General features: G+C 73.0%; 15 protein-coding genes. 8 read left to right on the top strand and 7 right to left on the bottom strand.

Annotated features, from left to right (window positions below; genetic code table 11):
- Positions 1-72 precede the first annotated feature (72 nt).
- Together FS641_RS04105 and FS641_RS04100 are read left to right on the top strand one after the other, a co-directional pair.
- On the top strand, positions 73-822 hold the full coding sequence (locus tag FS641_RS04105) for a histidine phosphatase family protein (protein WP_144760358.1): 750 nt from the start codon (positions 73-75) through the stop codon (positions 820-822).
- Positions 806-1,687: an NAD(P)H-hydrate dehydratase gene (locus tag FS641_RS04100; RefSeq protein ID WP_144760355.1), complete on the top strand. Its 882-nt coding sequence runs from the start codon at positions 806-808 to the stop codon at positions 1,685-1,687. Before FS641_RS04105 ends, FS641_RS04100 begins: the two co-directional genes overlap by 17 nt.
- Positions 1,688-1,816: 129 nt before the next feature.
- On the opposite strand, the gene FS641_RS04095 is transcribed toward FS641_RS04100, so the two are convergent.
- Positions 1,817-2,254, bottom strand: a complete 438-nt coding sequence (locus FS641_RS04095) for a YdeI/OmpD-associated family protein (protein ID WP_144760352.1) — start codon at positions 2,252-2,254, stop codon at positions 1,817-1,819.
- 177 nt (positions 2,255-2,431) lie between these two features.
- Here FS641_RS04095 and FS641_RS04090 point away from each other — a divergent pair, with 177 nt between their 5' ends.
- From FS641_RS04090 to FS641_RS04075, 4 genes are read left to right on the top strand one after another with little or no spacing between them, the layout of a single operon-like run.
- Positions 2,432-3,571: an ABC transporter substrate-binding protein gene (locus tag FS641_RS04090; RefSeq protein WP_144760349.1), complete on the top strand. Its 1,140-nt coding sequence runs from the start codon at positions 2,432-2,434 to the stop codon at positions 3,569-3,571.
- Positions 3,572-3,576: 5 nt separating this feature from the next.
- Positions 3,577-4,524: an ABC transporter permease subunit gene (locus tag FS641_RS04085; protein ID WP_144760346.1), complete on the top strand. Its 948-nt coding sequence runs from the start codon at positions 3,577-3,579 to the stop codon at positions 4,522-4,524.
- The gene (locus tag FS641_RS04080) at positions 4,521-5,390 is read left to right on the top strand and encodes an ABC transporter permease (protein ID WP_144760343.1); all 870 of its coding nucleotides are present in this window, start codon (positions 4,521-4,523) and stop codon (positions 5,388-5,390) included. The genes FS641_RS04085 and FS641_RS04080 overlap by 4 nt, the downstream gene beginning before the upstream one ends.
- Positions 5,387-6,457 (top strand): ABC transporter ATP-binding protein, encoded by a 1,071-nt coding sequence (locus tag FS641_RS04075; protein WP_144760340.1) that lies wholly within the window; start codon positions 5,387-5,389, stop codon positions 6,455-6,457. Before FS641_RS04080 ends, FS641_RS04075 begins: the two co-directional genes overlap by 4 nt.
- A gap of 44 nt (positions 6,458-6,501) precedes the next feature.
- On the opposite strand, the gene FS641_RS04070 is transcribed toward FS641_RS04075, so the two are convergent.
- Positions 6,502-6,981, bottom strand: a complete 480-nt coding sequence (locus tag FS641_RS04070) for an NUDIX domain-containing protein (RefSeq protein WP_144760337.1) — start codon at positions 6,979-6,981, stop codon at positions 6,502-6,504.
- 58 nt (positions 6,982-7,039) lie between these two features.
- Here FS641_RS04070 and nagB point away from each other — a divergent pair, with 58 nt between their 5' ends.
- Positions 7,040-7,825 (top strand): glucosamine-6-phosphate deaminase, encoded by a 786-nt coding sequence (gene nagB / locus FS641_RS04065; RefSeq protein WP_144760335.1) that lies wholly within the window; start codon positions 7,040-7,042, stop codon positions 7,823-7,825.
- A gap of 45 nt (positions 7,826-7,870) precedes the next feature.
- On the opposite strand, the gene FS641_RS04060 is transcribed toward nagB, so the two are convergent.
- Positions 7,871-9,052, bottom strand: a complete 1,182-nt coding sequence (locus FS641_RS04060; protein WP_144760332.1) for a MalY/PatB family protein — start codon at positions 9,050-9,052, stop codon at positions 7,871-7,873.
- Positions 9,053-9,057: 5 nt separating this feature from the next.
- Complete coding sequence (locus FS641_RS04055; RefSeq protein ID WP_144760329.1) at positions 9,058-9,633, bottom strand: TetR/AcrR family transcriptional regulator; 576 nt, start codon at positions 9,631-9,633, stop codon at positions 9,058-9,060.
- Between the two features lie 64 nt (positions 9,634-9,697).
- Between FS641_RS04055 and FS641_RS04050 the strand changes: the two genes are divergently transcribed.
- The gene (locus FS641_RS04050) at positions 9,698-10,594 is read left to right on the top strand and encodes an SDR family NAD(P)-dependent oxidoreductase (protein WP_186317570.1); all 897 of its coding nucleotides are present in this window, start codon (positions 9,698-9,700) and stop codon (positions 10,592-10,594) included.
- A gap of 143 nt (positions 10,595-10,737) precedes the next feature.
- Here the strand turns inward: FS641_RS04050 and nagA are convergent, their stop codons facing one another.
- Genes nagA through purU form a run of 3 tightly spaced genes read right to left on the bottom strand, consistent with a single transcriptional unit; the run spans position 10,738 to position 13,177 of the window.
- A complete protein-coding gene (gene nagA / locus FS641_RS04045) occupies positions 10,738-11,886 on the bottom strand; it encodes an N-acetylglucosamine-6-phosphate deacetylase (RefSeq protein WP_144760323.1) in 1,149 nt (382 codons plus the stop codon).
- On the bottom strand, positions 11,883-12,290 hold the full coding sequence (locus tag FS641_RS04040) for a YrdB family protein (RefSeq protein WP_144760320.1): 408 nt from the start codon (positions 12,288-12,290) through the stop codon (positions 11,883-11,885). The genes nagA and FS641_RS04040 overlap by 4 nt, the downstream gene beginning before the upstream one ends.
- An 8-nt stretch (positions 12,291-12,298) precedes the next feature.
- Positions 12,299-13,177 carry a formyltetrahydrofolate deformylase gene (gene purU / locus FS641_RS04035; protein ID WP_144760317.1) on the bottom strand — a complete coding sequence of 293 codons (879 nt, stop codon included), beginning with the start codon at positions 13,175-13,177 and terminating at the stop codon, positions 12,299-12,301.
- Positions 13,178-13,181 lie beyond the last annotated feature (4 nt).

Here is a 13,181-nt window from a genome sequence, read left to right as displayed (position 1 = left end):
CTGTTCGCGGCGCTCGACCCGCGCCGGACGTTCCTGTCCGCGGTGTGATCCGCCGGGGCCTACCGTGGCGGCATGGCAGTCACCGAGATCTGGCTCGTCCGCCACGGGGAGTCCACCGCGAACGTCGCCGCAGCCCGCGCCGAGGCCGCAGGCGCCGACGTCATCGAGGTCGACCACCGCGATGCCGACGTCCCGCTGAGCCCGCTGGGCGAGGAGCAGTCGCGCGCCCTCGGTCCGGAGCTCGCGGAGCGCGGGGTCGACGACGTCCCGGTCGCGCTCTGGGTGTCCCCGTACCTCCGGGCGCAGCAGACGATCGACATCGCGCTCCGCTCCGGGGGTCTCTCCGAGCCGCCGCGTCGCGTCGACGAACGGCTGCGCGACCGCGAGCTCGGGGTCCTCGACCTCCTCACCCGCACGGGCGTGCAGCACCTGCACCCGGACGAGGAACGCCGTCGGCAGTGGCTCGGGAAGTACTACCACCGGCCGGCCGGCGGCGAGTCGTGGGCGGACGTCGTGCTCCGGCTGCGCTCGGTGCTCGTCGACGTGGACCGGCTCGACGGCCCGGAGCGGCTGCTGGTCGCCGCGCACGACGCCGTCGTCATGCTCGTCGTGTCGACCTGTCTCGACCTCGACGAACACGCGCTCATGGACTTCGCCGCGACGCACACCGTCGCGAACGCCTCGCTGACCCGGCTCCGCCGCGACGCGGTCGGGGCACCGTGGACGCTCGAGGAGTTCTCCGCCGTCGAGCACCTCGCCGAGGACGCCGACGCCGAGGTCACCGAGCACAGCGGCCGGAAGGACGATGCCCGTGTCCGCTGACCCGACACCGATCACCCCGAACCTGCTCCGCTCGTGGGCGCTGCCGGAACCGGGCGGCAGCAAGTACGGCCGCGGGCAGGTCCTCGTCGTCGGCGGTGCCGCGAAGACCCCCGGCGCGGCGATGCTCTCCGCCACCGCGGCGCTGCGGGTCGGCGGTGGCCGCCTCACGCTCGCGGTCGCCCGGAGCGTGTCCGCACACGTCGCGGTGGCCCTGCCCGAGTCCGGCGTCCAGCCCCTCGACGAGGACGACGGCGGACACGTGGCCGTCGGCGCGGTCGGCGTGCTCGTCGACGACCTCGGCACTGCCGACGCGGTGCTCGTCGGCCCGGGGCTCGACGAGCCGGACGGCAGCCGTGACCTCGTCCGCGGGGTCGCCGGCTCGGTCGGCGCGGAGACCGTCGTCGTGCTCGACGCCTTCGCGCTCGGTGTCGCAGCGGACCTCCACGACGCACTCGCACCGCTCCGGGGGCGGCTCGTGATGACGCCGAACTCCGGCGAGGCCGCGCGGCTCCTCGGCCGGCAGGACGGGTCCGAGGGCGACGACCTGGCCGACGCGCTGGAGATCGCCGACCGCTACGGAGCGGTCGTGTCGCTCGGCGGGGTCGTCGCCGCACCCGACGGTCGCACGTGGTCGAAGGGCACCGGGGCCGGCGGGCTCGGGACCAGCGGGAGCGGTGACGTGCTCTCCGGGGCGATCACGGGTCTCCTCGCCCGGGGTGCCGACGTCGCGCAGGCCACGGCGTGGGCGACGCAGGTGCACGCGGCAGCCGGGGACCGGCTCGCGGTGCAGGTCGGACCGATGGGGTACCTGGCGAGCGAACTGCTCGCCGAGATCCCGCGCGTGCTGGTCGAGTTCGGCGCCTGAGGCGCGCGGGCGGGCGGGTGCAGCTGCGCGCGCGTCCCGACGTCCTCACGCGCTCACCGACAGTTCACGGCCGTGCGCGCCCGTGAGGTGTCGCTGAGCGCGAAAGGACGGCTGCCACCGTCGGAGACCTCAGCCCCGCAGCGACTCCACGGCCTTCTCGATCCGCCGTTGCCGGGTCTCCGGCGCCCTAGCCTGCACGACGGGGTCGACGAGCGCGCGCTGCCGCGAGTTCGAGAGCGTGTCGAACGCCGCCCGGACACCGGCCGAACCGAGCGCTGCCGCGAGGTCCTCGGGCAGGTCGACCGACCGGGGGAGCGTGTCGATCTCGATCGTGACCACGACCGAGTCGCCGGCTGCGACCCCGGCGGCCGCACGGTGCTCGGCGGACAGCGGGACCAGGAACTGGTCCTGCATCACACCCACCGTCGACCGGTAGGTGTAGCCGCCGTCCAGGGTGACGACCACCGGTGGGCGCTTGCCGGCGCCGAGCGCGTCGATGACCGAGGCCGGCACCGGCAGTCCGGTCGCGGTCTTCCGTGCCTGCAGCACCGTCGTCGTGAACTCCACCCGAGCCTCCAGTCCGTCACCCGCCGCGCCGCCCGCAACGCGCCGCGTGCGCCGACCGTACCGCCGCACCCGCCGTTCCGCCACCGTTCACCCTCCGAGCACGGGCCGGAAACCGGCCGGGGCCACGATCATGGCGAACCCGGTCCCCGGGCCCGATGAACCCGAAAGGCACCTCCCGTGCAGTACAAGCGCACCCTCGCCGGCCTCGCCCTGGCCGCCGCAGCCGTGGTCACCCTCGCCGGCTGCTCGGCGACGAGCTCCGCCGCCTCCGGCTCCGACTCCGACTGGAAGACCGCGACGAGCGCCGCGAGCGCCGGTGGCATGGACGCACTCGTGAAGGCCGCGAAGGCGGAGGGACAGCTGAACGTCATCGCGCTGCCGCCGTCGTGGGCCAACTACGGCAAGATCATCGACGGCTTCACGAAGAAGTACGACATCAAGGTCACCTCCGCGAACCCGAACGGGTCGAGCGCGGACGAGGTCTCCGCCGTGAAGTCCCAGAAGGGCCAGTCCACCGCACCGGACGTGCTCGACCTCGGCAACGCGGTGCTGCAGCAGAACCTCGACCTGCTGACGGACTACAAGGTGGCGAACTGGGACGACATCCCCACGGACCTCAAGGACGCGGACGGCAAGTGGACCCGCGACTACACGGGCCTGATGTCGATCGGGTACGACTCGTCGAAGATCAGGAGCGCGCCGAAGGACCTGGGCGACCTGCTCGGCTCCGAGTACAAGGGCAAGGTCTCGATCTCCGGCGACCCGACCCAGGCGAACCAGGCCGCCAGCGCCGTCTACCTCGCGGCGCTCGAGAACGGCGGCTCGGCCGACGACATCACCAAGGGCGTGGACTACTTCGGCAAGCTCAAGCAGGCCGGCAACTTCCAGAACGTGCTGCCGACGCAGGCGACGGTCGCCTCCGGGGAGACCCCGGTCGTCATCCAGTGGTCGTACAACAACCTGGCGTGGGGCCCGGCCGCGGGGTCCTCCGGCAACCAGAACTGGAAGACCGTCGTGCCGGAGGGGCAGGCGCTCGGCTCGTACTACTCGCAGGCGATCAACAAGGACGCCCCGCACCCCGCCGCCGCGCGCCTGTGGCAGGAGTACATCGCCAGCCCCGACGTGCAGAACCTGTACCTGCAGGCCGGCGCCTTCCCCTCGACCCTCGCCGCGCTGGAGAAGTCGGGCAAGGTCGACCAGGACGCCCTCGACGCCGCCGGTGGCGCGCCGAAGGACTACGTCGAGCTCTCCGACGCACAGGTGACCAAGGCCGCCGAGGTCCTCGCCGCCAAGTGGTCCGCCACGATGGGCTCCTGACCGGCATGACCACCGCATCGGCCCCAGCGCCCACCGTCGGCGCGACGCTCGTCACGAGCGAGCAGGCCGGTGCCACCGCCCGCCGCGGCGTCGGACCCCGTGTCCGGCGACGCGGCGGCGTCGCGTGGCTCGGTCTCACCCCGTTCGCCGCCTACGTCCTGCTGTTCCTCGCCGTCCCGGCGGCGATCGCGGTCGGCAGCGGGTTCTTCGACGCGTCGGGGACGCCGACGCTGGCGAACCTCGCCGCGTTCGCCGACCCCAGCGTGCTCCGGGCGTTCGGCGCCTCCGCCGGCCTGTCGGCGGTGTCGGCCGTGATCGGCGCGGTCATCGGGGCCGTCGTCTGTTGGGCGCTCTCGGCGCTCCGCCCCGACGGCGTCGTCCGGTCGATGATCGACTCGGCCGCGAGCGTCCTCGCCCAGTTCGGCGGCGTGATGCTCGCGTTCGCGTTCATCGCGACGATCGGGACCCAGGGCCTCGTGACGGCGTGGCTCGCGTCGGTCTTCCACTGGGACCTCAATGCCGGAGGTGCGTTCCTCTACACGGTCCCCGGACTCGTCATCCCCTACGTGTACTTCCAGGTGCCGCTGATGGTGCTGACCTTCATGCCGGCGTTCGAGGGCGTGAAGACGCAGTGGGGCGAGGCCGCCGCGACACTCGGAGCGTCCCGCGCCACGTACTGGCGCCGGATCGCGGTGCCCGTGCTCGCCCCGGCGTTCTGGGGGTCGCTGCTGCTCCTGTTCGCGAACGGGTTCTCGTCGTTCGCCACCGCCGCCGCGCTCATCTCGCAGGGCGGCATCGTGCCGCTGACGATCCGCGCGCAGCTCACCAGCGAGACGATCATCGGGCTGCAGAACGTCGCCGGGGTCCTGGCGCTCGGCATGGTCGTCGTGATGGCGGTCGTGATGGGCGCCTACTCGCTCCTGCAGCGCCGGGCCGCCAGGTGGCAGCGATGAGCGGGACGGGAGGCTCGGCTCGCCCCGAGCAGGTCGACGCACGTCGGTCACGTCCCACCGCGCGACGGTTCGGCGCGGCGCCGTCCCGGAGCGCCGCCGTGGTCGTCCTGGTCGTCGTCGGCGTGGTCTTCGCCGTGCCGCTGCTCGCGCTCGTGCAGTTCACGTTCCGCCAGGGCACCACCGGCGCCCTCACCGGCGCGCACTACGCCGCGATCGTCGACCCGGTGAACCAGGCGACGTACCAGCCCGTGTTCGACGGCCTCGGTGCCAGCCTCGTGATCGCCCTGATCACCGTCGCGATCGTGCTGCTCGTGCTCCTCCCCGCGCAGGTCGTCACGGCACTGCGGTACCCGCGGCTCCGTCGGGTCCTCGAGTTCGTCTGCATCGTGCCGATCACCGTCCCCGCCGTGGTGCTCGTCGTCGGCTTCGTGCCCGTCTACCAGGTCGTCTCGCAGGTCCTCGGGTCCGGGGCGTGGACGCTGTCCTTCGCCATCGGGATCGTCGCGCTGCCCTTCGCGTTCCGCCCGATCGCCGCGGCGATCACCGCGACCGACATGACGACGCTGTCCGAGGCGGCCCGGTCGCTCGGCGCCTCGTGGTGGACGGTCACCCGCCGGGTGCTGCTGCCGAACCTCCGCCGCGGCATCCTCGCCGCGTGCTTCCTCGCGATCACGGTCGTCCTCGGCGAGTACACGCTCGCCTCGTTCCTCTCCCGCACGACGTTCCAGACGGCGCTCGTGCTCGTGCAGCAGACCGACCCGTACGTCTCGGCGATCTTCTCGCTCGGCGCACTCGTGTTCGGCTTCGTGCTGCTCGTCGCCATCGGGCGGATCGGCAGTCGCCGCCCCACCAAGGAGTCCGCATGACCACCATCACCCCCGTCGCCCCGGCCTCGCTGGCCCAGACCGGCGCCGTCGTCGAGCTCGAGGCCGTGGAGAAGCGCTACGGCACGCACCTCGCGCTCGCCGGCCTGTCACTCCGCATCGAGCCGGGGGAGTTCCTGTCGCTCCTCGGCCCGTCGGGCTGCGGCAAGACGACCGCGCTCCGTGCGCTCGCCGGCCTCGAGTCCGTCGACGCGGGCGCGATCCGCATCGACGGCACCGACGTCGCGAGCACGCCGGCGAACAAGCGCGACATGGGGATGGTCTTCCAGCAGTACTCGCTGTTCCCGCACATGACCGTGCGGCAGAACGTCGCGTTCGGCCTCGAGATGCGGCGGGTCCCGGCTGCCGCGCGGCGCGAACGGGTGATCGACGCGCTCGACATGGTGCACCTGGCGGACTTCGCCGACCGGTACCCACACCAGCTCTCCGGGGGTCAGCAGCAGCGCGTGGCCCTCGCCCGTGCGCTCGTCACCCGGCCCCGGGTGCTGCTGCTCGACGAACCCCTGTCGGCACTCGACGCCAAGGTGCGGGTGTCCCTCCGCGACGAGATCCGGCGCATCCAGTCCGACCTCGGCATCACCACGGTGTTCGTCACCCACGACCAGGAAGAGGCGCTCGCCGTCTCCGACCGGATCGCGGTGATGAACGCCGGCGGCATCGAGCAGATCGGCACACCGGAGGAGCTGTACCGGGCACCGTCGTCCGCGTTCACGGCGGACTTCGTCGGGCAGTCGAACCGGCTCCGCGGCGACCTCCGGAGCGGGGACGTGTTCGTGTACGGGTTCCGCGTGCCGGCCCTCGACCCGGCGGCGACGGACGGCCCGGTCATCGCCTACGTCCGCCCGGAGGACGTCGCCTTCGCGTCGGAGGGCGTCACCGGCACGGTCGTCGCGTCGAGCTTCCTCGGGTCCATCCGCCGCACGACGGTCCGGCTCGACGACGACACCGTCGTGACCGTGCAGCACGACGTCGGGGACCGCCGCGCCACGGGCGACCCCGTCGCCGTCCGCCTGCTCGGCGCCCCGGTGGCGGTCGCTCCGATCGCGTAGCGCGCTGACGGGAGGCGCGGGGCGGGCCCGCCCCGCGCCTCCCGTCAGCGCTCGAAGCGGGTCGGGCCCTCGTCGGCCAGCGCCGCCGCCACCCGGGCACGCATGTCGGCGCCCATCTCGGGCAGGGCGTCCAGGCGGGCCCAGAACGCCTCGGTGTTCTCGCCGTCGGCGGGGAACGGGTCGCCCGACTCCCACCGGCACGCGAACACGAGGTCCATGTACTGCGACCGGTCACCGTTCGGGTAGGTCATCTCCGGCAGGACGTGCACCCACGCCAGGCGTTCGGCGACCGCGACGACGTCGGCCTCCTCGAGGACCTCGCGCTCCGCGGCGACGGCGGGTTCCTCGCCGGGATCGACGATGCCCGTGACCGGCGTGTACGCCCCCGTGTCGGCACGGCGGACGACGAGGAGCTCGCGGTCCGGCCCCTCGCCGCGGGTGACCACCGCGGTCACGCCGGTGAGCCAGAGCGGGTCGTGGCCGATCGCTCGGCGGAGGGACAGGACGAAGTCAGGCGTCGGCATGGCACCACGCTACTGATCCACCCTGTCCGGGACTGGTCATGACCAGTAGGGTGGTCGTGTGGAGATCATCATCCTGCCCACGCCTGCCGAGGTCGGTCGCGTCGCTGCGGCGAAGATCGCTTCGGTCGTGGCGAAGAAGCCGTCCGCCGTGATCGGTCTCGCGACCGGGTCGAGTCCGCAGGGCATCTACGCCGACCTGCGGCGTCGAGTGGAGGCGGGGGAGATCTCCTTCGCCGCTGCACGGGGGTTCGCCCTGGACGAGTACGTCGGGATCCCGGAGGAACACCCCGAGTCGTACGCGAGTGTCATCGCGCGGGACGTCGTCGAGCCGCTCGGCTTCGACCAGTCGCGGGTCCGCGTGCCGGACGGGCGTGCTGACGACATCGAGTTCGCGGCGAAGGAGTACGACGCGGCGATCCGTGCAGCCGGCGGGATCGACGTGCAGATCCTCGGCATCGGGGCCAACGGACACATCGGGTTCAACGAGCCGACGTCCTCGTTCGCCTCGCGGACGCGGATCAAGACGCTCGCACCGTCGACGCGCGAAGCCAACGCTCGGTTCTTCGACAGCCCGGACCAGGTGCCGACGCACTGCATGACGCAGGGGTTGGGCACGATCCTCGAGGCGGGGGAGCTGGTGCTGGTGGCGCAGGGGTCGGCGAAGGCGGACGCGGTCGCTGCGGCGGTCGAGGGGCCGTTGTCGTCGTTCGTGCCGGGGAGCGCGCTGCAGCTGCACGAGCACGCCACCGTCGTCGTCGACGAGGAGGCCGCCGCCGGGCTGCGCCTGGCCGACTACTACCGGTACACGTACGCGAACAAGCCGTCCTGGCAGCGGTTCGAGTAGCCGCGGCGCCGGTCAGGTCGGCCCGCCGCGGGGCCGACCCGTGGCTCAGCGTCGTGCGTCGTACGCGGCGTGCAGGCGGGAGAGCCCCTCGCGCAGGGTCTCCTCCGAACACCCGAAGTTGAGCCGCGCGAAGCCGCGCCCCTGCCGCCCGAAGGCCGGCCCGCTGGCGAGCGCGACCCGGGCCTCGTCGACCAGCGCTGCCGCGGGGTCGTCGCCCCACGGCAGGGCGGTCATGTCGATCCACGACAGGTACGACGCCTGCGGCTGTCGGGCTCGCGCACCGGGCAGGGCCGTGGCGAGTTCCTCGGCGAGGATCCTCCGGTTCGCGGCGAGTTCGGCCAGCAGGGACGCCAGCCAGGGGCCGCCCTCCCGGAACGCGGCGACGCTGGCCGTGTAGCCGAGGATGCTGGTGCGTTCGACGACCTCGGCCGGCAGTCCGTCGAACCACCCGCGCGCCCGGTCTGACGCGCCGACCATGAGGGCGCACTTCGTGCCGGCGGTGTTCCACGCCTTGCTCGCGCTCGTCAGGGCGACGCCGAGCGCAGCGGCCTCCGGGCACGAGTCGAGGAACGGCGTGAAGGTCGCGTCGGCGTGCACGAGCGGCGCGTGGATCTCGTCGGAGACCACCACGGCGTCGAACTCGGCGGCGAGCTGCGCCAGCGCCACGAGGGCGTCGCGGTCGTGGACGAGCCCGAGCGGGTTGTGCGGGTTGCAGAGCAGCACCGTGCGAGCACCGTCGGTGAACGCGCGCCGGATGCCGTCGAGGTCCATCCGCCACCCGGCGGTCGTGTCGAACGGATCGGGTTCCCCCTCCGGCGCGATGAGCGGGACCTCGGTCACGGAGCCGCCGGCCTCGGTGACGTAGTCCCAGAACGGCGGGTACACGGGCGGCATGACGACGACCTGGTCGCCGGGTTCGATCACCCGACGGAGGACCTCCACCGCCGCGACGGACACGTCGGTGGTCGTCCGGACCAGGTCGGGGTCGACCCGCCACCCCCACCGGTCGGCCGCGAAGTCCGCGAACGCCTCGGGCAGTGCGCGCCCGTGCCCCACGTACCCGGTGTCCCCGGCGCTGACCGCGGCCACGAGGGCATCCCGTACGGGCTCGGCGAGGGAGCTGTCCATCTCCGCGACGAACATCGGCAGCACGTCCGGTGGGTATGCCGTGTACTTCTCGCTCGTGCGGGACCGGCTGGCGTCGAACAGGGAGACCATCACGCTCATGGGGCTCATCCTCGCAGTGGTCGGAGCCCGGCGAGCAGGATGTCGACGTACCGCTCAGGATCCGGCACCGGCACGCCGCCCGCGGTGGCGGCCGTCCGCACCCCGCAGATGAGCCGACGGAGGTCGTCCGGCCCGACGTCGGCCCGGACGACCCCGGCGGCCGAGGCCCGCTCCAGCAGCGCGCGCACCTCGTCGACCAGGTCGCCGGCGAGTGCCGTCGTGTCCGCGCACGAGAAGCCGCCGTCGGTGAGGAGGTCGCCGAGGGCCGTGTCCTCGACCATCCCGTGGAACGCCGCCGTGACGACGCCGCGGAAGGCGTCCTCGGGGTCCGGCAGGACCACCGCGACGCGCACACGGTCGAGCATCGCCTCGAACCCGTCGATCGCCAGTGCCTCGAGCAGGTGCTGCTGGGTCGGGAAGTGCCGGTAGGCGGTCCCGACACCGACGCCGGCCTCGCGCGCGACGGCGTTGAGCTGCGCCGGCTCGCCTCGGTCTCGGTGCTGGCGGGCGACCTCGAGCAGGGCCGACCGGTTCCGGAGCGCGTCGGAGCGGAGGGAGTCCGGGCGGGCGAGTTCGACCATGCGGACAGTCTATCCGGTTGTGCTACCGTTCCGGATCATCCATCCGCTTTCGTCAGGAGTCACCATGCAGCCCTTCCCGTGGGAACCCGCCCAGATGCCCGACCAGCACGGCCGGACCGTCGTCGTGACCGGCGCGACCGGCGGCCTCGGTCTCGTCGTCGCCACGCGTCTCGCCGCCGCCGGTGCGCGCGTCGTCGCCGGTGTCCGGGACCTCGACAAGGCCGCTCGCGTCCTGCCCGCCCTGGACGGTCTGGAGGCACGGCTCCTCGACACCGCGTCCGTCGCCTCGGTCAGGGCGTTCGTCCACGGCCTCGACGACGACCGGGTCGTCGTCGACGCACTCGTCAACAACGCGGGCGTCTCCGTCCCACGCTTCGCCCGGAGCGTCGACGGGGTGGAGCGCACCTGGGCGACGAACGTCGTCGGGCCCGCGGTCCTCGCCGAGGCGATGCTGCCCGTCCTCGGCGGCCCGGCGCCGCGCGTCGTGCTCGTCGGGTCGAACCTGTCGCAGCGGACGTCCCGGGTGCCGGACCTCGACGCGGTCGACCGGCCGGAGCGCTACCGGCAGTTCGCGGCGTACACCGACTCGAAGACCGCGGCTGCTGCCCTCGCGGTGGACCTCGGGCTGCGGCTGCGGGCATCGGGGTCGCCGGTCCGGTCGGTCGTGGCGCACCCGGGCATCGCCGCGACGGGGATGAACGGGCAGGCCGAGACCCTCGGCGCCAGGCTCGCCGGCCGGGTCGCGCGGCTCGCAGCCCGCACCGCCGAGGACGGTGCCCGCTCCACGCTGTGGGCAGCGACGGCGGCCGACGTCCCCGAGGGCACCTTCATCGGTCCGGCACTGCGGCGCTCGGACCGTCGTCTCCACCCCGTGCCGGTCCGCGGCGCCGCGGCGGACCCGGCGTTCCGGGACCGGGTCCGGGCCTTCGTGGCGGGGGTCGTCGAGCGCGCGGCGGTCTGATCGCGGTGCGGGCTGACCGCGCGGCGGGCTGACCGCGCGGCGATCCGGTGGGACCTGCTCGCGTGGACGACGACCGCACGCGCGCCCGCACGTGCAGTCGTCGTCAGGCCGAGCGGAACGGCACGGGATCGGTCAGGGGCGGATCAGCGCAGCGCTCGTCCGTCTGCCCACACGCGCTGCACCGCGAGCTCGGGCGACAGCGCCACGAGGTCGGCGGCGAACCCCGGAGCGAGGCGCCCGAGCCGGTCGCCGAGTCCGAGCGCCCCGGCCGGGATGCTCGTGAGCGCCGCGACAGCATCGGGCAGCGGACGACCGACGAGCGTCACGGCGTTCCGCAGCGCGACGTCTTGCGTGAGCGTCGATCCCGCGATCGTGTCCGTCCCGGCGACGTGCGCCACCCCGTCGGTCACGGTCACGTCGAGCGAGCCGAGTCGGTAGGACCCGTCCGCGGCGCCGGCGGCCCCCATCGCGTCGGTGATGAGTGCCACCCGGCCCGGAGCGGCCCGCATCAGCGCCGTGGCGACGACGGGGTGCACGTGCACGCCGTCCAGGATGAGCTCGAGCGTCACGCGATCGTCGGCGACGGCCGCGCCGATCGGCCCGGGTGCGCGGTGGTGCAGCCCCGGCATGGCGTTCCACGCGTGGGTCAGGATCGTCGCGCCGGCGTCGAACGCCGCCCGGGCCTGGTCGTACGTGGCCACGGTGTGCCCGACCGCGACGGCCACACCCGCGGCGACGAGACGGTGGACCGCGTCGATCGCGCCGGGCAGCTCCGGGGCGATCGTGACCTGGCGGACGACCCCGTCGCCGGCCGACAGCAGGGCATCGACGGACGCCGGCGTCGGATCGACCAGGAACGCCTCGTTGTGGGCGCCCTTGTTGTGCGGGGAGAGGAACGGGCCCTCGAGGTGGGCGCCGAGCACGAGCGGGTCGTCGTGCATCAGGGTGCGGATCCGGGCGAGCGACGCCGCGGTGTCCGGGACCGGGTTGGCGACGAGGGAGAGCACCGAACGGGTCGTGCCGTGCGACCGGTGCATCGCGAGGGCCGCGGCGACGTCGTCGTCCTCGTAGGACTCGGTCGCGCCGCCGTGCCCGTGCAGGTCGATGAAGCCCGGGGTGAGGACCGCGTCGCCGAGGTCGAGGACCGCGTCCGCCGTCGGGGCGTCGGCACCGGAGCCGACCGCTCGGATGGTGTCACCGTCGAGGAGGACCCAGCCGTCGGCGGTGGACCCGGCCACGTCGACGACGTGGGCGGCGCGGACCAGCGCGCGTCGGGCCTCCAGGCCGGTCATCGGGTCTCCTGCCGGAACGTGACGATCCCGGAGACCGCTGCGACCACGACGAAGACCAGGCCCACCACCGGGTGCCCGATCGAGACCCAGCAGCCACCAGCCGCGATCACCAGCGCCACCTCGACGATGGTCTTGCCGACGATGTCGGTCTCGATGGGGGACCGCGGCGACCGGAAGAAGTACCAGACCAGCATCGCGAAGACCGGCGCGCCGATCATGAACAGGATGCCGGGCATCGGGAACGGCCACGCGATGTAGCCCCAGTACGCCAGCGACAGCAGGCCGAACGTGCAGACGACGACCCGGAGGACCTTCCACGCGTCGAACTCGCGCCGGGGCTTGCCGATCGCGGACGGATCCGGGGTGTCGCCCCAGTCGAGGGGTGAGCGTGGTGCGTTGCTCATGGTGGGTCCTACTTGAAGATGATCGTGCGTGCGCCGTCGAGGAGGACGCGGTCCTCCGCGATCCAGCGCACCGCCTGGGTGAGGGTGCGGGACTCCTCGTCCTGGCCGATCGACACGAGCTCGGACGGGTCCTTCGTGTGGTCGACGCGGACGACGTTCTGCTCGATGATCGGGCCCTCGTCGAGGTCGCTCGTGACGAAGTGCGCCGTCGCGCCGATCAGCTTCACCCCGCGGGCGTGCGCCTGCCGGTACGGGTTCGCACCCTTGAAGCCGGGCAGGAAGGAGTGGTGGATGTTGACGGCGCGGCCCTCGAGCGCGGCGCAGAGCTCCGGCGAGAGGATCTGCATGTACCGGGCGAGGACGACGAGCTCGATGTCGTGCTCCTGCACCGCCTGCAGGATGCGCTGTTCCATCGCCTGCTTGCTCGCCGCGTCGGTGACCGGCCGGTGTTCGAACGGCACCGAGTAGAACGACGCCAACCCGCCGAGCTCCGTGTGGTTGGACAGGACGAGGGGCACCTCGATCGGGAGCTGCCCACCCCGCTGCCGGTAGAGCAGGTCGTTCAGGCAGTGCCCCGCCTTCGAGACGAGGACCAGCGTGCGCAGCGGTCGGCCCACCACGTCGAGCTGGACCCGCGCACCGTACCGCTCGGCGACCGGGGCGAGTGCGGCTTCGAACGTGGCGCGGTCCACCGGGGCCATCACCTGCAGACGCATGAAGAACGTGTTCGTGTCGACGCTCGAGAACTGCTGCGACTCGGTGATGTTGCCGTCCGCCGCGACGACCGCTCCGGAGACGGCGTGCACGATCCCGGGCTGGTCGTCACAGACGAGTGTGAGGGTCCAGTGCGTGGGCTGCGTCGCGGTTGCGTCGGTCGGGTCGGTCACCGGT

Source organism: Curtobacterium sp. 9128, from assembly GCF_007673775.1.
Classification (GTDB): domain Bacteria; phylum Actinomycetota; class Actinomycetes; order Actinomycetales; family Microbacteriaceae; genus Curtobacterium.
The sequence above is the reverse complement of the archived record's forward strand: the minus strand, read 5'-3'. Positions and strand labels throughout refer to the sequence as shown.

Bases quoted from the DNA above. Each gene is read 5' to 3' on its own strand.
- FS641_RS04105 (WP_144760358.1), top strand. From the start codon at position 73: ATGGCAGTCACCGAGATCTGGCTCGTCCGCCACGGGGAGTCCACCGCG.
- FS641_RS04100 (WP_144760355.1), top strand. From the start codon at position 806: ATGCCCGTGTCCGCTGACCCGACACCGATCACCCCGAACCTGCTCCGC.
- FS641_RS04085 (WP_144760346.1), top strand. From the start codon at position 3,577: ATGACCACCGCATCGGCCCCAGCGCCCACCGTCGGCGCGACGCTCGTC.
- FS641_RS04080 (WP_144760343.1), top strand. From the start codon at position 4,521: ATGAGCGGGACGGGAGGCTCGGCTCGCCCCGAGCAGGTCGACGCACGT.
- FS641_RS04075 (WP_144760340.1), top strand. From the start codon at position 5,387: ATGACCACCATCACCCCCGTCGCCCCGGCCTCGCTGGCCCAGACCGGC.
- FS641_RS04070 (WP_144760337.1), bottom strand. From the start codon at position 6,981: ATGCCGACGCCTGACTTCGTCCTGTCCCTCCGCCGAGCGATCGGCCAC.
- FS641_RS04060 (WP_144760332.1), bottom strand. From the start codon at position 9,052: ATGAGCGTGATGGTCTCCCTGTTCGACGCCAGCCGGTCCCGCACGAGC.
- FS641_RS04055 (WP_144760329.1), bottom strand. From the start codon at position 9,633: ATGGTCGAACTCGCCCGCCCGGACTCCCTCCGCTCCGACGCGCTCCGG.
- FS641_RS04050 (WP_186317570.1), top strand. From the start codon at position 9,698: ATGCAGCCCTTCCCGTGGGAACCCGCCCAGATGCCCGACCAGCACGGC.
- nagA (WP_144760323.1), bottom strand. From the start codon at position 11,886: ATGACCGGCCTGGAGGCCCGACGCGCGCTGGTCCGCGCCGCCCACGTC.
- FS641_RS04040 (WP_144760320.1), bottom strand. From the start codon at position 12,290: ATGAGCAACGCACCACGCTCACCCCTCGACTGGGGCGACACCCCGGAT.